Annotated in this window: 18 protein-coding genes; 3 read left to right on the plus strand and 15 right to left on the minus strand. The window is 69.3% G+C overall.

Annotated elements, in window-relative coordinates; genetic code table 11:
• Positions 1-11 precede the first annotated feature (11 nt).
• The 4 genes from FJ108_02445 to FJ108_02460 form a co-directional block, all read right to left on the minus strand.
• Complete coding sequence (locus tag FJ108_02445) at positions 12-1,166, minus strand: radical SAM protein (protein MBM4334760.1); 1,155 nt, start codon at positions 1,164-1,166, stop codon at positions 12-14.
• Between the two features lie 2,252 nt (positions 1,167-3,418).
• Complete coding sequence (locus FJ108_02450; protein ID MBM4334761.1) at positions 3,419-4,576, minus strand: deoxyguanosinetriphosphate triphosphohydrolase; 1,158 nt, start codon at positions 4,574-4,576, stop codon at positions 3,419-3,421.
• A gap of 2 nt (positions 4,577-4,578) precedes the next feature.
• On the minus strand, positions 4,579-4,878 hold the full coding sequence (locus FJ108_02455; protein ID MBM4334762.1) for a hypothetical protein: 300 nt from the start codon (positions 4,876-4,878) through the stop codon (positions 4,579-4,581).
• 47 nt (positions 4,879-4,925) lie between these two features.
• Complete coding sequence (locus FJ108_02460) at positions 4,926-5,273, minus strand: histidine triad nucleotide-binding protein (protein MBM4334763.1); 348 nt, start codon at positions 5,271-5,273, stop codon at positions 4,926-4,928.
• A 53-nt stretch (positions 5,274-5,326) separates the two neighbouring features.
• Between FJ108_02460 and FJ108_02465 the strand changes: the two genes are divergently transcribed.
• Positions 5,327-6,409, plus strand: a complete 1,083-nt coding sequence (locus tag FJ108_02465) for an alanine--glyoxylate aminotransferase family protein (GenBank protein ID MBM4334764.1) — start codon at positions 5,327-5,329, stop codon at positions 6,407-6,409.
• Here the strand turns inward: FJ108_02465 and FJ108_02470 are convergent.
• From FJ108_02470 to FJ108_02480, 3 genes are all read right to left on the minus strand, one after another.
• Complete coding sequence (locus FJ108_02470; GenBank protein ID MBM4334765.1) at positions 6,406-8,436, minus strand: hypothetical protein; 2,031 nt, start codon at positions 8,434-8,436, stop codon at positions 6,406-6,408. The genes FJ108_02465 and FJ108_02470 overlap by 4 nt on opposite strands.
• Positions 8,426-9,346 (minus strand): hypothetical protein, encoded by a 921-nt coding sequence (locus tag FJ108_02475; GenBank protein ID MBM4334766.1) that lies wholly within the window; start codon positions 9,344-9,346, stop codon positions 8,426-8,428. Before FJ108_02475 ends, FJ108_02470 begins: the two co-directional genes overlap by 11 nt.
• 187 nt (positions 9,347-9,533) lie before the next feature.
• Entirely contained in the window at positions 9,534-10,028 is a 495-nt protein-coding gene (locus FJ108_02480) for a hypothetical protein (GenBank protein ID MBM4334767.1), read from the minus strand.
• A gap of 117 nt (positions 10,029-10,145) precedes the next feature.
• Between FJ108_02480 and FJ108_02485 the strand changes: the two genes are divergently transcribed.
• Positions 10,146-11,285, plus strand: a complete 1,140-nt coding sequence (locus FJ108_02485; protein ID MBM4334768.1) for a PilT/PilU family type 4a pilus ATPase — start codon at positions 10,146-10,148, stop codon at positions 11,283-11,285.
• A 6-nt stretch (positions 11,286-11,291) separates the two neighbouring features.
• Positions 11,292-12,521, plus strand: a complete 1,230-nt coding sequence (locus FJ108_02490) for a HAMP domain-containing histidine kinase (GenBank protein ID MBM4334769.1) — start codon at positions 11,292-11,294, stop codon at positions 12,519-12,521.
• Between the two features lie 10 nt (positions 12,522-12,531).
• Here FJ108_02490 and FJ108_02495 read toward each other — a convergent pair whose 3' ends face one another.
• The 8 genes from FJ108_02495 to thrC form a co-directional block, all read right to left on the minus strand.
• Positions 12,532-12,741: a DNA-directed RNA polymerase subunit omega gene (locus tag FJ108_02495; GenBank protein ID MBM4334770.1), complete on the minus strand. Its 210-nt coding sequence runs from the start codon at positions 12,739-12,741 to the stop codon at positions 12,532-12,534.
• 561 nt (positions 12,742-13,302) lie between these two features.
• The gene (locus FJ108_02500) at positions 13,303-13,398 is read right to left on the minus strand and encodes an AURKAIP1/COX24 domain-containing protein (protein ID MBM4334771.1); all 96 of its coding nucleotides are present in this window, start codon (positions 13,396-13,398) and stop codon (positions 13,303-13,305) included.
• 58 nt (positions 13,399-13,456) lie between these two features.
• A complete protein-coding gene (locus FJ108_02505; GenBank protein MBM4334772.1) occupies positions 13,457-13,960 on the minus strand; it encodes a hypothetical protein in 504 nt (167 codons plus the stop codon).
• A 92-nt stretch (positions 13,961-14,052) separates the two neighbouring features.
• Entirely contained in the window at positions 14,053-15,789 is a 1,737-nt protein-coding gene (locus tag FJ108_02510; protein ID MBM4334773.1) for a PAS domain S-box protein, read from the minus strand.
• Between the two features lie 20 nt (positions 15,790-15,809).
• Positions 15,810-16,043, minus strand: coding sequence for a KH domain-containing protein (locus FJ108_02515; GenBank protein ID MBM4334774.1), 234 nt, complete (start codon positions 16,041-16,043; stop codon positions 15,810-15,812).
• A gap of 124 nt (positions 16,044-16,167) precedes the next feature.
• The gene (locus tag FJ108_02520; protein MBM4334775.1) at positions 16,168-16,782 is read right to left on the minus strand and encodes a riboflavin synthase; all 615 of its coding nucleotides are present in this window, start codon (positions 16,780-16,782) and stop codon (positions 16,168-16,170) included.
• Positions 16,783-16,791: 9 nt separating this feature from the next.
• Positions 16,792-17,742 (minus strand): class II fructose-bisphosphatase, encoded by a 951-nt coding sequence (gene glpX / locus FJ108_02525; protein ID MBM4334776.1) that lies wholly within the window; start codon positions 17,740-17,742, stop codon positions 16,792-16,794.
• 26 nt (positions 17,743-17,768) lie between these two features.
• Positions 17,769-19,121 carry a threonine synthase gene (thrC, locus tag FJ108_02530; protein ID MBM4334777.1) on the minus strand — a complete coding sequence of 451 codons (1,353 nt, stop codon included), beginning with the start codon at positions 19,119-19,121 and terminating at the stop codon, positions 17,769-17,771.
• Between the last annotated feature and the right edge of the window lie 2 nt (positions 19,122-19,123).

The following is a 19,123-nucleotide window of genomic DNA, read 5'->3' on the forward strand; positions in this document are numbered from 1 at the left end:
ACGCCGCAGACTCAGACGCCCTTCGTCTCCGCGCCCCAGACGTACTTGTGGACCTGCAGATTGAGCCGCACCCAGAGTCCGTCCTCCTGGATCCAGCCGGCGAGGTCCCGAGGATCGAGCACGCCGTGCACCGGCGAGAGGTTGACCGGCACGCGATTCTCCAGCCGATGGGCGCGGATCAGCTGCACCGCCCAGTCGTAGTCCGCGCGATCCCGGAGCACGAACTTCAGCTCGTCACCGGCGCGAAGTCGAGTGAGATTCCCGAGATCGTTTCGCGCGACCATCCCGCTGCCGGGCGTCTTCACATCGACGATCGCGTGCGCGCGGGGGTCGAGCACCGAGATGTCGTGGTGTCCGCCGGTCTCGATCAGCACCGTGTAGCCCGCGTCGCAGAGCTGCCGGACCAGCTCCGGCACGGCCTTCTGCAGCAGCGGCTCCCCGCCGGTGAGCTCGACCATTCTCGTCCCGAGCCCCGCCACGCGCGCCAGCACGACGTCGATCTCGAGCAGGTCTCCGCCGCTGAACGCCTGCGGCTCGTCGCAGTAGCTGCAGCGGATGTCGCAGCCCGACGTGCGCACGAAGACGCACGGCCAGCCCTCGCGGGTCGATTCGCCCTGGATCGAGCGGTAGATCTCCTTGACGCGAAGCGCCGGCACGGAGCCTAGCCGTAGAGAACGGAGCGATGGCGCACGATCTCGCCGATCAGCGTCTCGAATCGCTCCGGGTGCTCCGGCAGGCCGTCGATCCGCGCGCGGCCGATCCGATCGCCCCCGCTCTTCGGAATCACCCAGGGCTGGTGCTGGCCGACGGCGTCGATCAGGCCCGAGACGTTCAGCGGCCGTTTCTCGTCGTTGCAGGACAGCACCACGAGGTCGTCGCCCTCGACCGTCGCGAGCGACAGCCGCGCGCCGGTGCGCAGGCGCAGCCGGCGGCCGATCTCGCCCGGATCGAGGTGGGACGGCACGCGCGCCACCGCGAGCTGGTACTCGCCGAAGTGCACCATTCGCGGGTCGTTCTCCGCGACCCAGTCCGTCTCGGCGCGATAGACGTCCGGAGCCGAGGGCAGGTCGGTCGGCTTGCCGTTCAGCACGGCGACGATCTCGGCACGGTGCTCGCCGGGAGTCTCGGCCAGGCGCTTGATCAGCGCGATCACTCGGTTGCCCCATTTCTGCATGTCGGTCTCGGAGAGCCGGCGCGCGGAGAGGTCGACCAGCTTGTCGGTGAAGCGGCTGCGCCGCTCGGTCACCTCGCAGACCGCCCCCAGCGGGCTCGTCGCGTTCTCCTCGATCACGATCGAGTCGCGGCCGAGCACCGCTCGCAGGCGCACCAGATCCTCGATCGCCCACTCGTGGTGGTCGAACCACTGCAGCCGTCCGCGGAACAGCTCCGCGGTGTCGAGGACCTCCTTCGGACGCGGCTGCGCGCTGTAGCCGACGACCAGCACGTCGACGTTGTCTGCGATGTCCGTCGCCGGTCCCTTGAAGAAGTCCATCAGGCCTTCTTGCGGCGCGACCCGGAACGACACGATCGTGCGTCGGTCGCGCGCCAGGACGAGCGCGGCCAGGATCGAGTCCGGGTCGTCGCGCACGAGGATTGCGGCGCGCTGTCGGCGCGCACGCGGCGGAGACACCTCGACCGGCTCCGCGGCCGGACCGGTCTCCGATTCTTCCTCACCCTGCGCGAGGGTCGCCTCCATGTCGCTCGAGAGCGCCTCGTCGGGAGCCGGCGCCTCGCCCGGCTCGAGCTCCTCGCCGCCGAATGCCCGCGCTTCGCCGTCGCTGCCAGCCTCGCGCGACTCCAGCGCCTCGGAGTCGGCTTCCGCCCGCTCTCCGGACACGATCCGCGCGCCTCTTCGGCCGCCTCGGCGTCTTCGGCCGCGCCGTCCGCGCCGAGGCTCCAAACCGTCCGATTCCTCCCCGGCCGCGCGAGTCTCTGCATCGGCCTCGGGCTCGAGCTCGGCCTCGAACGGCGCGCGGGAATCGAGCTCTCCTTCCGCGGCCGGCTCGGCTTCGGTCGATTCGCCGCGCAGCTCCGCCGCGCGGCGCGCCTCGCGACGGGCATTGCGCTCTTCCTCCGCGCTGGCCGCGTCGTACACGCGCGCCGACGACTCGGCTGTCCCTCGATCGCCGCCGCGGCCGCGGCGTCGCCCCCGCCGCCGACCGCCCCGACGCTCGGATCGACCGACGTCCTCACGCAGATCCTCGGAATCGAGCGCTGTCTCGGCCTCCGGCAGCGTCTCGCTCGCATAGGCGCGCATCGGCTCGGTCGGAAGGCGGCGCTCCCCGATCGGACCCGCGACGGCCTCGAGGATCTCGCGCGCCTCGTCCGAGATCGAGTCGCTCGAGACGAAGATTCGCGGATCCCCGACCGCGCCCGGGCTCCAGACCTCGCGCTCGAGGTCGAGCAGATGCCAGCCAGCGATCAACCCCGGGACGTCCGCTACGTCGAGGCTCGGCCGGATGGCACCGACGACGGGCCGGCCCGCGATGTCGATGCCCACCCAATCGATCGCGTCGCTGCCCTCCTCGTTCCACGGCAGCCAGCGCGCCGTGACTCCCGCGTGCGCCTCGTCCGCGCAGCTCTCGACCAGCGCATCGCGCCGCGCTGCGGCGCCCTCGAGCAGGCTCGGGTCGTCCGCGAGTCGCACGACCCATTCATATAGATCCGCTCCGATCCGGGCGAAGCTCGCGTCGTTCGCGCGAATCGTTCGCCGCTCGGGAAGCGCGACGGAGATCACGACCTCATCGCCTTCGACGCTGACCCGGGCAGCCCGCTCGCCGCGCACGTAGAAGAGATGATCCGGGCCGGCCGGGCGCACGCCGGCGGCGCCCGAGACGGCGGCCGCCCCCTCCAATACCCGCAACACCCGCGCCAGCACACTCGTGCTGCCGCCGATCAGTGACGGCCTGGCCGGAGCCGGGTGGCTCTCGAGCTGACAGGCACCACCGTCCTCGGCGAGCGCGGGCAGCGTCAGCAGATGCACCGACGGACCGCGCTCCGCCGCCCGCGACGCGGCGCGACGGGTGCGCTCGGAGAACTCCGGCGCCGCGATCAGGACCTCGGCGAGGCTGCGCCCTGCGCCCGCGCGCCGCGCGGCGATCCGCGCCCAGCCGAGCAGGTCGAGACCCTCCCGGCGGCTCGCCAGCAGCGCGATCGGGCGGCTGCCCTGCCAGCGGGCTGCACCGGCCTCGAGATGCTCGGGAAGCTCGTCGAAGTTCTCGAGCTCGCGAACCTCGCGCAGATCGACACCGTGCAGATTGCGAAGCCGATCGAGCAGACTGCCGTTGTTGCTGCTCCGACCGAACCAGCGACCGGCTCCCCAGCCTCGCTTCCTCAAACTGTGTCCTCCCGCATAGCGGCGCCAACTCTATCCGCCACGACGACCGCCGCCAGGGCGCCGTCCATGGCGCGAGCGCGTCTAGACGTGGGTGTGTGGGTCGAAGAGCCGATCGTGCTCGTCCATCGCGAAGCGGTCCGTCATCCCGGCCACGTAATCCACGATCGCGCGCTCCTCCGGCTCGCCTCGCGCGCGGTCGAGCACGTGCGGCGGCAGCTGGCGGGGGTCCGCCGCGTACGCGCGCCACAGGTCCCCCAGGATCCGCTCGGCCTTCGCTGCCATTCGCACCACTCGGTGGTTCCGGTAGAAGTTCTCGAGCAGGTAGCGCGCGAGCTCGCGCTTCTCGGCGGCGATCTCGCGCGAGAGTCCGATCAGCGGCTCGGCTGCGGCGCAGGCCTCCGCCGAGGATCTCGGCGCCGCTCGCTCGATCCGCTCGGCGCTGGACTCGATCAGATCGCTCACCAGCAGGTCGATCAGGATCACCGTGACCCGGGGGCGGAGCGTCCGCTCCGCGGCGTCGTCTTCGTCGCGGAGCAGCCGGCTCGCCCGGCGGAACAGCGCGAGCCCCGCGAGCCCGTCCCAGTCCAGCAGATCCGCGCGAAGACCGTCGTCGAGGTCGTGGGTGTGATAGGCGATCTCGTCGCAGACGTTCGCGATCTGCGCCTCCACGGTCGGCCCGACTCCCAGGTCCGGCAGCGGCACGGGGTGCGCGTAGCGGGGGAAATTCGAGCCGTGCTTCAGGATGCCCGCGCGCGTCTCGGCGGTGAGATTCAGCCCCGGGTAGCGCTCCGAGCGGTCCTCGAGCCAGTCGACGACGCGCAAGCTCTGGCGGTTGTGCTCGAAGCCGCCGTGCCCCTTCAACAGGTCGTGGAGCACCCGCTCACCCGCATGGCCGAAGGGCGGATGACCGAGGTCGTGCGCGAGCACGATCGCCTCGACGAGGTCCTCGTTGGCTCCGAGCGCTCGCGCGACCGTGCGCGCGATCTGCGCGACCTCGAGGGTGTGTGTGAGGCGGTTCCGGAAGTGATCGCCCTCGTGGTACGGGAAGACCTGCGTCTTGTACTGAAGCCGACGGAACGCCCGCGCGTGAAGGACGCGATCGCGGTCGCGCTGGAAGACGGTGCGATACGGGTGCTCCGGCTCGGGCTCGATCCGGCCGCGCGAGTCGCGCGCGCGCACCGCATACGGAGCGAGGCTCTCGTTTTCCCGAGCCTCGATCGCGCTCCTGGTCCGCGGAATCGCTATGGCGCCCTCGTCTTCTCCTCGACCAATCGATCGAGCTTTGCGCGCTCCGCCGCGCTGAACTGCTCCGCGGCGCGCTCCGGAGGCGCCGTCGACACTGGAGGCGGCTCGGAGCCGACACCGGCGACGCGTTCGGCGGCCTTGCCGCCGAGTGTGCGCGCCGTCGCCTGCACGCCCTTCACGAGCTCCGCCGCCGTGCGAACGCGCAGGCTGAGCGTGCGCGTGTTCGCTTCCCAGCGCGTCTCGACGAGAAGGAAGGCCGCTCCCAGCAGGACGAGCAGGAACAGGAGGCGGAACACTCGAATCGACCTCGCGGCGTACGCGCCGAGGCCAGTCTAGGTCAGGGCTATCCGGGCGGCCAGCCGAACGTGCGCCCGCCGAGCAGGTGCAGATGAAGGTGATACACGGTCTGTCCGGCCGCGCCGCCCGTGTTCATGACGAGCCGGTAGCCCGCATCGGCGAAGCCGAGCTCGCGAGCCAGGCCCGTCGCGGTCTGCACCAGTTCACCGACGAGGGCGTGATCATCCGCACCGATCTCGAGGGTGCTCGCGATGTGCTTGCGCGGAATCAGCTGCACGTGCGCCGGCGCCTGCGGGTGGATGTCCTCGAAGGCCACGATGCGCTCGCTCTCGAAGACGATTCGCGCCGGCAGCTCCCGGGCGGCGATCCGGCAGAACAGACAGTCTCGCTTCATCACGCCCTCGCTGGAGTGCGCGCGAGTATACTCGCCCCGTGCGCCATCTCGAAATGCCGGAGCGCCTGCTTCTCGGTCCCGGACCGAGCAACGTGAGCGAAGAGGTGCGCGCGGCGCTCGCGCTTCCGCTCGTCGGCCATCTCGATCCCGCCTTTCTGGACCTGCTCGACGAGGTGCAGCGACAGCTGCTCGCGCTGTTCCGCGCGCCCGACGGCGCGCTCGCGCTGCCGATCTCGGGAACCGGCAGCGCGGGAATGGAGGCGTGCCTGGTCAACCTGCTCGAGCCGGGCGACGGCCTGCTCGTCGCGGTGAACGGGGTCTTCGGCGAGCGGCTGGCCGCGATCGGCGAGCGCTGCGGCGCGCGGCTGCTGCGCGTCGAGGCGGAGATGGGCGAGATCGTTGCGCCAGAGCGGATCATCGCGGCGATCGAGGCGCACCGCCCCGAGGTCGTCGCGCTCGTCCACGCCGAGACGTCCACCGGAGTCGCGCAGCCCGTGAAGGAGGTTGCCGCTGCGGCGCGGGCGTCCGGTGCGCTAGTCGTCCTCGATTGCGTCACTTCGCTCTCCGGCATGGACGTTCGCATGGACGAATGGCAGATCGACGCCGCCTACTCGGCGACACAGAAGTGTCTCGCCTGTCCGCCCGGCCTGTCCCCGCTCGCGATCGGCCCGCGCGCGATCGCGCGCCTGGAGCGCAGACGGCGGCCGGTGCAGAGCTGGTATCTCGATCTCTCCCTGATCGGACGCTACTTCGGAGCGCGGCGCGTCTATCACCACACCGCGCCGATCTCGATGATCTTCGCGCTGCACGCCGCGCTGTCACGCGTGTTCGCGGAAGGGCTCGAGCAGCGCTTCGCGCGCCACGCCTCGGCGCACGCCCGTCTGGTCGCCGGGCTCGAGCCGATGGGTTTTCGGATGCTGGTTCCCGCTCGGTACCAGCTTCCGATGCTCTCCGCCGTGCTGCCGCCGTTCGACGACGAGTCGGCGGCGCGCCGGCGGCTTCTCGACGAACACGGCATCGAGATCGGGGGCGGGCTCGGTAAGCTCGCGGGAAGGATCTGGCGCATCGGCCTGATGGGCGAGAACGCGCGGCCGGAGGTCGTGGACCGACTGCTCGCCGCGCTGAGCCGGCTCTAGAAGGACGGGGCCAGCGTGATGCCCGCGTCGGAGCTGCGGTGCGGCGCCGCGGAGATGCCGTCCAGACCCACGGCCAGTCTCGCCTCGACAGGGAAGTAGCGCGAGATGCCGAGCCAGCGCGCGAAGGGAATCACGAGCGAGGCGCGCGGACCGAACGTTCCGACCTCGACGGCGACGCGGGCGTGGTCGAGGCTCGCGCGCGCGCCGATGCCAAGCTCGCCATCCGCATCGCCGTTCGCGTAGAACATCGGGTCGTAATCGCGACGGATCTCGATGCACGGCGTCTCGGGCGGACAGGAAAGGCTCTCGCCTCCGAGCGCACGCTCGGCCAGGAAGCTCTCCTCGCGACGCTCGAGCTCGACCGCGCCAGCCATGTGCGAGCGTTGCCCGTCCACCAGCGCCGCTTGGAACGCGTCGGCTCCGGACGCGAGCTCGACGCGCCAGGGGCGCGCGACGAGCGACCGCCCTGCCCGGACCCGCGCGTCCATCCGCCGCAGATGGCCCAGGACCCCGCCCGCGCTCTCGCCGCGGGCCGAGAGCGTCGCGTCCTCGATGCCGCTCGCCAGACCCGCCAGAAGCGCGAGCGATCGGGCCGTCGGTATTCGCGAGCCCGCTTCGACCGGCCGACCCGATTCGGTGTCGAGCGAGATCAGGAATGCCGCGGCGTCGGAAGTAAGCCCGTCCAGCAGCTCCGGCGCCGCTCCTTCGAGCGCCGCGCGCGCGACCACGACTCGCGTCGCAGCGAGGCGCGTCCACGCCGTCTTCGAGTGCGGCAGCACCAGGACTCCATCCTGGAACGCCGCGGCGCGCGGGCGGCTCCGCTCCTGGGCAGCGAGCGATTCGAGGCACGACGCCGCTTCGGCCGCCCGTTCGCCCTCGGGAGCGAGCTCGAGGTAGCGCCGCGCCGCGCTGCCAAGCGCGCGGCCCTCGGGCTGCCAGGAGCGCCAGGCCCGCGCCGGCGCATCGATCACCAGATTCGCCGGGCTCAGGGCCGCGCGCCAAGCCCGATACGACTCGCGCCAGGCTTCGAAGCCGTCGCGACTCAGCGCGAGCGCATCCGTCGCCGAGGGCACGGCCGTGGTGGAGAGCTCCTCTCCACCCACCCAACCGAGCGCGCGACGAGTCCGATACAGGTCGAGCTCGGTCTCGAACGCGGCATCCGGATCCACGCTCGGATCGACGAGCCACTCCGACGCGAGCTTCGCGGCCCGATCGCGTCCACGCGCGATGCGCCTCAGTTCGTCGAGGGCGCGATCGCGATCGCCGCGGAGATGGCGCGCCGCCGCGCGGGCCAGAGCGGCATCGCTGGAATCGATCGGTCCCAGCTCCTGCGCGCGCGCGAGGTCGTCGAGGAGCAGCGCGGTCCCGAGCTGAACCTCCCAGGCCGCGATCGAGAATTCCGAAGCAACCGCCTCCGACTCCGCCTGCTCGTCCAGCAGCGCGCGCCATTCCTGCTCGTCGATCTCGTCGAGCAGGCGGTCCGCGCGCGTCGAGCCGGGCTCGAGCGCGAGCGCGCGGTCGACGGTTCGGCGCGTGCGCCGGAGATCACCGGCTCCGAACGCGCGTTCGGCCTCGGAGAGCAGCTCCGCGACGCGAGCCTCGCTCTCGCGCCGCTCCAGGCGCGTGAAGAGCGCGAGGCTCGCGGCGTCGAGCTCGCCGCTGCGAGCGCCGGGCCCGAGCAGAACCATCGCCTCGTCTTCCGCCAGGCTCCGGTCATCCCAGTCGCGCAAGCCACGCCCGACCCGCCCGACAGAGCGCAGCAGCTTGAGCGGCGAGACTTGTAGCGATGCGTGGATCCCGAGGTCGACGATCTCCGCGGAGAGATCTGCGAATTTCCTGCGACGCTCGGCCGCGAGCAGCTCCGAGGCCTCGCTGGCGCGCGCCTGGTCGCTGCGAAGCTCGGGCGCGAGGAGCAGACTCGCCGCCTCCTCGCCGACATCGAGCTCGCCCGCGCGGCTGCTCGAGCCGGACGCGAGCGAGAGCACGAGCACGGCGATCGCCAGCGCGATGCGCGGATCAGTGCGCATGGCCCTTCACTTCCTCGTGGACGGCGAGCAGCGCCTCGATCCGCGTCCGCGCCTCGCGGCGGAGCGCGGGCTTGTGGTCCTCGCCCGCCAGCTCGTAGGCCGAGAACGCCTGATCGAGGAGCGAGTCGTATCGCTCGACGTCGAGATTCGCGATTCGCGCCCTCGCCCGCACCCGCTCGCGCCGCGCCGCATCCGCGTACAGATCGCCGAGTCGCAGCAGGTGCTTGCCGAAGAGCTTCGATTCGCGATGCGTCTCGATCAACGTCCGGCAGGCGCCGATCGCGTCGACGAGTCTGCCGGCGCGCTCCAGCCCGTCGACGCGCAGGACCTCCCAGCTCTCCGCCTCCTCGCGGGCCAACGGCTCCTGCGGAGTCCCCCGTACGTCGAGCGAGAGGCTTCGCCAGACCGCGAGTCGGCCTTCGACGAAGAGCAGCTCCTCCTCCGCGCTCGCGAAGGGTCGCTCGGGCGCGGCGGAAGCGGCGGCGAATTTCTCGATGCTCTCCAGCCGCTCCGCGGCCGCATCGCCCAGCAGCGACCCGGACTCCTTCACGCGCGAATACGCGCGCGCCGCGTCCTGGTAGCGGCGCAGTCGTTCGAGCGCCTTGCCGCGGGCGAACTCGATCACGTAGTCGGCGTTCTGCCATTCGGATTCGGCGCGCGCTCGCTGCGCCGCGAGACGATCGAGCTTCCAGAGCGCGACGGAGTAGACGTCGTTGCCACCGGGTCCGACCGCTCGATCGAAGCGGTACGTGTCGTCTTGCATGTGCATCTTCAGCTGCGAGACGACCGCCGTCAGCGAGTCGTGCGCGCCGGCGGCGTCGCGTTCGCGCTCGCTCTGCGAAGCGCTCGCGCAGCCGACGAGCCAGCCGAGAACCGGGGCCACGAGCGCGATCTGTCGCATGCGTCCCACGCCGTCACGAGGCTGCAGCTGTCGTGCCGGAGATCGGGAATCGGCAGCTCGCAGGCAGCTCCCGACGCAACCCGGCCCGGCTCGATACGGGAATCGCGCCTCGCCGACCGCTACTGCGAAGCGGCGTGCGCGGGGCGAAGCGGGGCGCACGTCCGAGTTGCGCGGATGCTGCGGATCCGCCGCCGGATCAGCGCTCCAGCCAGTCCTCCGGCACGCCTGCAAGCGACGCCTCGACCCTCAGGTCTCGCAATCGCTGGCGCGAGGCTTCGAGCGACTGGCGATCGCGGCGCAGCTGAGCCCGGAGCTTCAGGACCTCCGGATCGGTCGCCTCGCCCCCGGCCGGGGAGTAGTTCCAATCCCCCGCCGTCGTCTTGCGCAGTCGCTGCTGACCGACCTCTACCTTCGACTCGAGATCGGTCACCTCGTAGTTCGCGCGCTCGAACGCGTCGCGCCATTCGGCGCGGTCACGGCCCCCGTAGCGGGGCTCCGCCGAAGGAGCGTCGCTCATGCTTCCCGGCGGCCGGAGCAGCCGCTCCAGATCGAGCGGCGGGGATGGCTCGTGCTGCGGCGCCGGGGACACGTCCTCGGGACCGATGTCGCCCCCGGGCGGTGGCGCCGATTGCGCCCACCCGTAGCCAGGGCAGATCAGCAGGAGCAGCAGGCAGAGTCGGGCGGAGTGCATCCTCGGCCGAGTATAGGACAGGGCCGCGGCAGCTCCCATCAAGCGCGGATCAGGCGCGGCCGAAGCAGTGGGAGACGCGCGCGACGGCGGCTCGACGCGCGAGGGCGGGACCCCAAAATGGATCGAGAGCGACTCCATCGACTGCTGCGGCTGGGCTTCGAAAAGGGCGCATCCGACATCCACTTCCAGGTCGGATACCTGCCGCTCTATCGCTTCAACGGCGAGCTGGTCGAGCTGAAGTACAAGATCCTGACGATGGCCGACACCGAGGCCATCGCGCGCCTGCTCATGGAGTTCGATCCGTCCAAGACGCTCGACGGCGTGTCCGAGATCGACATGGCCTACGAGATCGCCGGCGAGGGACGCTTCCGCGTCAACATCTCGCGCGAGCGCAAGGCCTACAACATCGTGCTTCGCGTCGTGCCGCTCTCGATCAAGTCCTTCGAGGAGCTGAACCTGCCCTCGGTGCTGCGGACGATCGCGTCGGTGCAGCGCGGGCTGGTCCTCGTGACGGGCGCGACTGGAATGGGCAAGTCGACCACGCTCGCGACGATGCTCCAGGAGATCAACCGGGCGCTGAAGTGCAAGATCGTGACGATCGAGGATCCGGTCGAGTTCATCTTCACGCACGAGCATTCGATCATCACCCAGCGCGAGATCGGCACCGACACGCCGAGCTTTCCCGCCGCGCTTCGAGCCGCGCTGCGACAGGATCCGGACGTGATCATGGTGGGCGAGATCCGCGATGCGGAGACCGTCGACACGGCGCTGAAGGCGGCCGAGACCGGGCATGCGGTGTTCTCCTCGATCCACACCAACGACGTCGTGACCACGCTGCGGCGGGTGGTGTCGTTCTTCCCGGTCGAGGAGCACCAGCAGGTCCGGGAGCGCCTGGCGGAGAACCTGCAGTCGATCGTCTCGCTGCGTCTGCTCCCGAACAAGAAGGGCACCGGACGCGTGCCCGCCGTCGAGGTCCTGCGCACGACCCGCTCGATCCGCGAGTGCATCCGCGATCCGAACCGCGCGGTGGAGATCCGCGATCACATCGAGAAGGGGCATTCGGACATGGAGATGCAGACCTTCGATCAGCACCTCCTCGAGCTCTACCAGGCGAACAAGATCAAGCTCGAGACCGCTCGCGACGCCGCGTCGAATCCGCGCGACTTCGCGACCAAGCTCGCGCTCGAGGGCGACTCGTCCTACACGCAGGAGAGCCCGGGATCGCTCTCCGGCGGAAGCGACGAAGGTCGCTTCTAGACCGCCATGGAGATCCTCGCGCTCTACACCTCGCCCGATACGCTTCCCTCGGCGCTCGCCGCTGGCGCGCGCCATCTCGCCGCCGCGCTGCAGGGCTTCGCGCTGGTCTATCGCGCGACGCACGTCGCGGCCGAGCCCGACGGCTGGGCCGGCTTCACCTGTGCGAAGGACGCGCAGGTCGCGGGCGAGGAGCTCGACGACTTCGTCCGCCAGACGCTGGCATCCGAACGGCCGCTGCGAACCGACTCGCCCGAGGGCAGCCCGCGCATCTGGAGCCGAGCGGCGGGCGGGATCTACGGCTTTCCGATTCGCCACAACGGGCAGGTGCGCGGCGTTGCGCTGCTCGGCTGTCCGGGGCCGTGGCCGCGCGTGCAGAACGCGGGGATCGAGTCGATCCTTCGGCAGATCGCGCTGGTCCTGGATCACCATGCGGTGTCGAGCAGCCCCGCGGTCGAAGCCGAGCCGTCCGACGAGCTGCTGCGGCTCTCCGAGCAGCTGCTCGCCCAGGACATCGAGCTGATCAAGCGCGAGGAGCGGCTCACGCTCGTCGAGCGCCTGAAGGCGGATCTGATCGAGACGATGTCCTACGAGCTCCGCCAGCCGCTGAACAGCATGATCGAGCGCATGATCTCGGTGCTCGCGAACGAGCACGAGGCGCTCTCGGTATCGGGACGCGATTCGCTGCGCGGCGTGCTCGCCGACGGCAACACGCTGATGCAGATGCTCCAGAACATCCTCGACCTGTGGCGTCTGAAACAGGGCGAGGTTTCGATCGACATCCAGGACGTGAACCTGGCCGAGGTGATCGAAGAGGCGATCTTCAACGTTCGCGACACGCTGCAGCCCGACGTCGTCTTCGAGAAGCGGATCCCGTCGGCCCTGCCGAAGATCCGCACGGACCTCGGCAAGCTGAATCAGATCCTCTTCCACCTGCTCGACAATGCCGCGAAGTTCACGCGGCGCGGGCGGATCGCGCTCGAGCTCGGGCTAGAGGACGGGCAGCTGGTCTGCAGCGTGACGGACACGGGAATCGGGATCGCCCCGGACGATCAGGAGCAGATCCTCGACGAGTTCTACCGGGTCGATTCGTCGCCCGACAGCCGGCACCGCGGCGCCGGCCTGGGTCTCACGCTCGCGCGCGGATTGATCGAGAAGCTCGGCGGGTCGCTCTCGCTCCAGAGCGAGATCGGTCAGGGCTCGCGCTTCAGCTTCGCGTTGCCCGTCACCATCTGCTAGCCGCAGACGGTCAGTGCTGGGCGGCGTCGCCCTCGAGGTCGGGTGCGACGTAGCCGGCCGCGACCTCGCGCAGCGCGTTCACGACTGCCTTGTTCTCGGTCGTCTTCACCAGCCCGCGAGCTCCCCGCATGATCTGCTTGGCCCGGACAGAGACCATGACGACCAGGGCGAATCGGTTTCCCGCCCGCTCGGTGCAGTCCTCGATCGTGATTCTGGCCAAGGGGAACTCCTTCTCGTTGCGCGGCCGATCCTAGGATCTGGTCTTCGCCGGCGCAAGAAAGAAGAAGCCCCCGTCGCTTCGCAGCGACGGGGGCCTTCTATGGAATCAGAATGCGAGGCCTCAGACGGCCTTCTTGCGGCGGCGTGTGGCCTTCTTACGGCCAGCCTTCTTCTTTCCGCCCTTCTTCGCACCCTTCTTCCGCCGCGTTGCCTTCTTGCTCGCGGCTTTCTTCCGAGCTGCCATTTGCTCTCACCCCCATTTGCGTTTTTGTTCACCGTGCTCGCGTTGCGACCGCTCCGCTTGCGCTTCGGGGAGCAATTCGTGCACGACCGAGAGGACCCTGATTTGCGATTCCTCTCGCGTCACGTATCGGACTCGATCTTCCGAACTTGACGCGAGCACCGTTGTTTCACGTCTGGAAACGCGCGGTTCCCGTTCTCGGTTGCGCACACAGTAAGCATTGAGCGGCGAAAGTGTCAACGGAAGCGCCAAAAAAAACGCACCGATGTGTTCCATCGGTGCGTTTGGATCGTGTCGACAGGAGGCCGAACGCGATCGACGTCAGCGCTTGTTGCGCTTGTGTCTCTGCTTCGCGCGAAGCTTCTTGTACTTGTGCTTGCGCATCTTCTTGCGCCGCTTCTTGATCACGCTGCCCACGGAAAACCCGGCCTCCACCGTCGAGTGGCGGCCGAAGTTATCCGTGGGAGGGTGCTTGTCAAGCACCCTGCGCGCGAGAGAGCACCCAGGCCGCGCGTCCGAGCATGCGCGCCTGGACTCGCCCGAGCAGCCGATTCAGGGCATGCCCGCGCGGCAGGAAGCGGATCGGCGGCCTGCGCCGGATGCCGAGATCGGCGAGGCGCTTGTGCACCGACGCGTTTTCGGGATCCACCATCAGCGCCCTGCGCAGGAAGCGGATCGCGTCGGCCTTGAAGTCGAACGCCAGATAGATGCGGGCGAGGTTCTGATAGAGGTCCGGGTTGTAGAACTCCTGCCGCACCGCGGCACGCGCCAGCTCCACCCCGCCGAGGAACTGACCGCGCACGAGCGCGAGCGCGAGCGCATACGAGGAGCGGAAGCGCGCGTTCTGCGGGTCGATCAGATAGGCGCGAGAGAGGTGCTCGAACGCCTCGTGGCCGTGACCGGCCTCGAGAAGCGCGAAGCCGCGGCGATGGTGTTCTTCGGGCGTGAACTCGGTCTTCTGCTGCATGGGGTCTGCCACCTGTTCCCTTCTGCCCCCCTGAGCGCCCTTATCGGCCGCGGGAGCCGCCAGATGAGTGGCGCAAGCGACGCCGCGAACGCGGCCAGGGCTGCCTACGCGCGAAGAGGCAGGCGCACCACGAACTCGACCGTTCCGGCGAAGGGAAGCTCCGCCCAGGCGCGGCCGCCGTGCAGCTCGGCGATCGCGCGGACCAGGTTCAGCCCCAGCCCGACACCGCCATACTTCCTGGAGTACGAGCCATCGCGTTGCACGAAGCGCGCGAAGATCCGTTCGAGATCCTGCGGGCCGAGCTCGTGGGACGGATTGCGCACGCGAAGTTCGACGGCTTGGTCGTCGTGACCGGTGGAGACCCTCACCCGCGCGCCTCGCTGGCTGAACTTCAGCGAGTTCTCCAGCAGGTTCAGGACCACCTGCTTGATCCGGTCCGGGTCGAGCTCGGCGAGCGGCAAGGCGGGGTCGAGCGCCAGATCGACCGCGAAGCCCGCCTCGTCGAGTCTCGGCTTCAGGATCTGAAGGCATTCGTGGACGATCGCTCCGAGCGCGGCCGGCCGTCGCGCGAGCGCGACACCGCCTGCCTCGATGTTCGAGAGCTCGAGCAGGCCGCGGATCAGCTCGGTCATGCGGGAAGCCTCGCGCTCGACCAGGCCGAGAAACTCCGCACGCTGGACGGTGGAGAGCCGCGCTCCCCCGGCGATCTCGGCCGCGACGTCCCTGCGAAGCAGCGTCGCGAATCCCTTGATGCTGGTGAGCGGCGTCGTGAGCTCGTGGCTGACGTTGGCGAGGAACTCGGATTTCATCCGATCGGAGTCCACGATCCGCTCGTTCTGCAGTCGCAGCTGCTCGTTGCGCTCGCCGAGCTCTCGCTCCAGACGCAGCCGCTCCGTCACGTCGCGCGCGATGCACACCAGCGAGTTCGAGCTCGCGGAGACGCGAGCCGAGACCTCGATCGTCGCCGATCCGCTGCGCGTGCGCGCCTCGAGGCGGATGCCGCTCAGCGCGCCGACCTCGAAGAGCCGCGGCACCAGCTGCCGGATCACGTCCCACGAGGCATCGTCGAGCAGCCCCTGCACGGACTGTCCGCGCAGCTCGGCGAGGCTCATCGAGGTGAAGCGCAGCGCGGCGCGGTTCGCGTCCAGAACCATCAGCTGGCGATCGAAGACCAGGATGATGTCCGGCACTTCGTCCATGAAACGGCGGACGCGCTGCAGGTCGTGCAGGTCGGCGACCCCGTCGCTTGGCTCCGTACCTCCTCGCTCGACCGCTTCGCGTCCTTCGAGCTCGGCTTGCAGCAGGCTCGCCTCGCGCAGCGCACGCTCGTGTCGAACGTCGCGACAGGGAATCCAGCCCTTCACTTCGAAACAGCAGCGACTGCCGCCGTCGCTGCTGCACTCGACCTGAGAGACCACCACCGGCTCCTCGCCGGAGCAGCTCGACAGGAGCGAGCGCATGGCGCCGAGACGGAACTCGCACTCGCTGACCTCGGTCGGGAAGCCGGGCTCGTTGGTCCAGAACAGTCGCGCGTCGCGCTCTCCAGAGCGGACCTCCACGCTCGAGTGCCGGTCGAGGAACCGCGCCCAGATCGGGAGTTCGGCCAGGAGGACGCTGGGATCCTGAGCGAGCTCGGCGAACGCCCGCAGCCAGGGCTCGGCGACCTCCCAGACGCGCATGCCTGCGGTGAACGCGTTGTCGCGCTCCGCGAAGATCTCGAGCAGCTCCGCGCGCGGGATCCAGAGCGCCCGAACCGCGCGCTCTTCGACGCTTGGCGCGCCCGTGACCCCGCCCTTGATCGCGACCTGGAACAGCGCACTGCGACGAGCGCGCTCGCTCACCGTGGCCGCGATTCCCGGGCTCAGTTCTCGATGATCTCGAGGATGTACCGCTTGTTCTCCTTGCCGCTCGCGGCCGCGAGGATGGTGCGTATCGCGGACGCGTGCGCGCCGCCCTTGCCGATCACCTTGCCGAGATCCTCTTTGGCGACCGAAAGCTCGATCACATAGGCATGGTTTCCCTTGATCTCGCTGATCTGCACGGCCTCCGGCCGGTCCACGAGAGCCTTCACGATCATCTCGACCAGCTCTTTCATGTCCAACTCCTGAACCGAACCGAAGGCGACCGGCAGGTGATTCGGGTGAGCGACGCGATTCAGTGTCTCACCCCGTTCGGAAAGGGTCAACCATGCAACTCCACGGAGAAGCGCTCGAACCGCTTCAGCTACCCGCTTTCGTGTAGCCGGCGTTCGCCAGGTAGCGGAACACGTACTTGCCGAGCACGTCGAGCTCGAGGTTCACGGCCATCCCCGGCTCGAGCCGTCCCAGGGTCGTCGCGGCGAGCGTGTGCGGGATCAGCGCCACGGAGAAGCCGCGCTCGTCCGGATCGACCACCGTGAGCGAGACTCCCTCGACCGCAACCGACCCCTTGGGAACGATCTGCAGCGCCAGATCCGTCGGGCAGTCGATCCGCACCAGGCGATCGGCGCCCTCCCGCTGCACGGAGCAGATGGCGCCCGTGCCATCGACGTGCCCCTGGACGATGTGCCCATCGAGGCGGGCATCGGCGCGCATCGCGCGCTCGAGATTCACTTCGTCCCCCGCCCTTCTCGCTCCGAGCGACGTGCGCCGGAGCGTCTCTGGCACCGCGTGAAACGAGAGTCTCGCCCCGCGGATCTCGACCACGGTGAGACAGCAGCCCGAGATCGCGATGCTGTCCCCGAGCTTGACCTCGCTCGCCAGATCCGCGCCGGCCTCGATCTCGAGCTCCGCGCGTCCGGCGGCGGGCTCGACCCGCAGAATCCTCGCGACCCTCTCGACGATCCCCGTGAACACCGGCTCGCCCTAGCGCGGCTTGAAGCGGAAGTTGTGCTCCGCCTCGATCCAGCGGGTGGTCATCGAGTGACTGCGCATCACGACGGAATGGGTGAGCGCGCCCTCCGAGCGGAAGCGCACGCCTCTCAGGAAGTCGCCCTCCGTCACGCCGGTGCCCGCGAACAGAACGTCGCCGGAGGCGAGCTCCGTGAGCGTGAGCTTCGCGTCGACGTCCTTGATGCCCATGGCGCGGGCGCGGTCGGCCTCGCCCGGATTTCGCGGCTTCAGCCGGCCCTGGATGTCGCCGCCCTGGCAGCGCAGCGCGGCGGCTGCGATCACGCCCTCCGGCGCGCCGCCGATTCCCATCAGCACGTCGACCTGATGCTGCCGGCTGCAGGTCGCGATCGCCGCCGAGACGTCTCCGTCCTTGATCAGCTTGATCCGCGCCCCCGACTTGCGGACCTCGTCGATCAGCTTCTCGTGGCGCGGCCGATCGAGGATCACGACCGTGAGATCCTGCACGGGTACGTTCATGGCCTTCGAGATGTTCTTCAAGTTCTGCGTAGGGGAGAGATCGATGTCGATCGCCCCACGGGCTGCCGGACCGACCGCGATCTTCTCCATGTACGTGTCGGGCGCGTGCAGGAAGCCGCCCTCCTCGGCCGCCGCGATCACCGAGAGCGCGTTCTGCCCGCCGGTGGCGCAGAGCGTGGTTCCCTCCAGCGGGTCGAGCGCGATCTCGATCTTGGGTCCGTTGCCGGTGCCGACCTTCTCGCCGATGTAGAGCATCGGCGCCTCGTCGCGCTCGCCCTCGCCGATCACGATCGTGGCGTCCATCTCGATTCGGTTCAGCGCCGTGCGCATCGCGTCGACCGCCGCCTGATCCGCGGCCGTCTCGTCGCCCCGGCCCATCAGCCGCGCACACTCGAGCGCCGCCGACTCGGTCGCGCGCACGAGCTCGAGAGCCAGATTCCGATCCATCGCCATGTCCTGTTTCCCCTTGTCCTCTAGAAGCGCTTTTCGATCTGCCGGTAGATCTCGCTTCGCACCGCGTCGTAGCGCGCTGGAAGCACGATCGGAGGGTTTGCCAGTCCCGAGTCTATTCCCGCGAGGATCGACTGGTGATAGCGAACCTTGAAATCGGTGAACTTGAGACCGTGCGCGGTCGAGACGACCACCACGCGCTCGTCCTTCCGGATCTGCCCGCGCCCGAGCAGCTTCTTCAGCGCCGCGAGCGCCACTGCGGTGTGGGGACAGGTGAAGAGACCGGTGAGATCCGCCTCGGCCGCGGCCGCGGCGATCTCGTTCTCGGACGCCTGCTCGACGATCCCGTCGAAGCGCCGCAGCGTCGCCACCGCGCGGTCGAACGAGACGGGATTGCCGATCTGGATCGCCGACGCGAGCGTCGGCCGCGCCTGCATGGGCTCGAACTTCTCGAAGCCGCCCAGGTAGCTCTGGTAGAGCGGATTGGCGTTCTCGGCCTGGGCGCAGCAGATGCGCGGCAGCCGGTCGATGATGCCGAGCTCGAGCCACTCGAGCAGTCCCTTGCCGAGCGCCGAGACGTTGCCGAGGTTGCCGCCCGGAATCACGATCCAGTCGGGAACCTCCCAGTCGAACTGCTGAACGATCTCCATCCCCAGCGTCTTCTGCCCCTCGATGCGCAGGCTGTTCATCGAGTTGGCCAGGTAGATTCCGTCGCGCTCCGCGATCTGCTTCACGATCGCCATGCATCCGTCGAAGTCGGTCTCGAGCGAGAGCGTGATCGCGCCGTTCGCGAGCGGCTGCACCAGCTGGGCGATCGACACCTTGTCCTTCGGGAGCAGCACGATCGCGGGAATTCCGGCGTACGCCGCGTAGGCGGAGAGCGCGGCCGAGGTGTCACCGGTCGAAGCGCACGCGACCGCGCGCACGTCCTTGCCGGTCTTGATCATCTGGTTCACGACCGAGACCAGCACGGTCATGCCCAGGTCCTTGAAGCTGCCGGTGTGCGTGTTGCCGCACAGCTTCACCCAGAGGTCCTCGATGCCGAGCTTCGCGCCGAGTCGCTTGGCCCAGAACAGATTGGTGTGCCCCTCGAACATCGAGACCACGTTGTCCTGGTCGACGGTCGGGCAGATCAGCTCCGATTTGCCCCAGACGCCGGAGCCGTACGGCCACTCGGTGCTGTGGGAGCGGGTGTCGAAGAGCTTCATCCACTTCTGCGGCGGAGTGCGCTTGAGCCGCTCCATGTCGTGCTGCACCGTGAGCAGGCCCTCGCAGTGCGGGCAGCGGTAGATCACCTCGGTGAGCTCCCAGCGCCCCGCGCAGCCGCGCGCGCACTCGAACCAGGCGTCGTACTTGGGCGAGCGCTTCGGCGGCATCT

The sequence above is a fragment of the Deltaproteobacteria bacterium genome, assembly GCA_016875225.1.
Classification (GTDB): domain Bacteria; phylum Myxococcota_A; class UBA9160; order SZUA-336; family SZUA-336; genus VGRW01.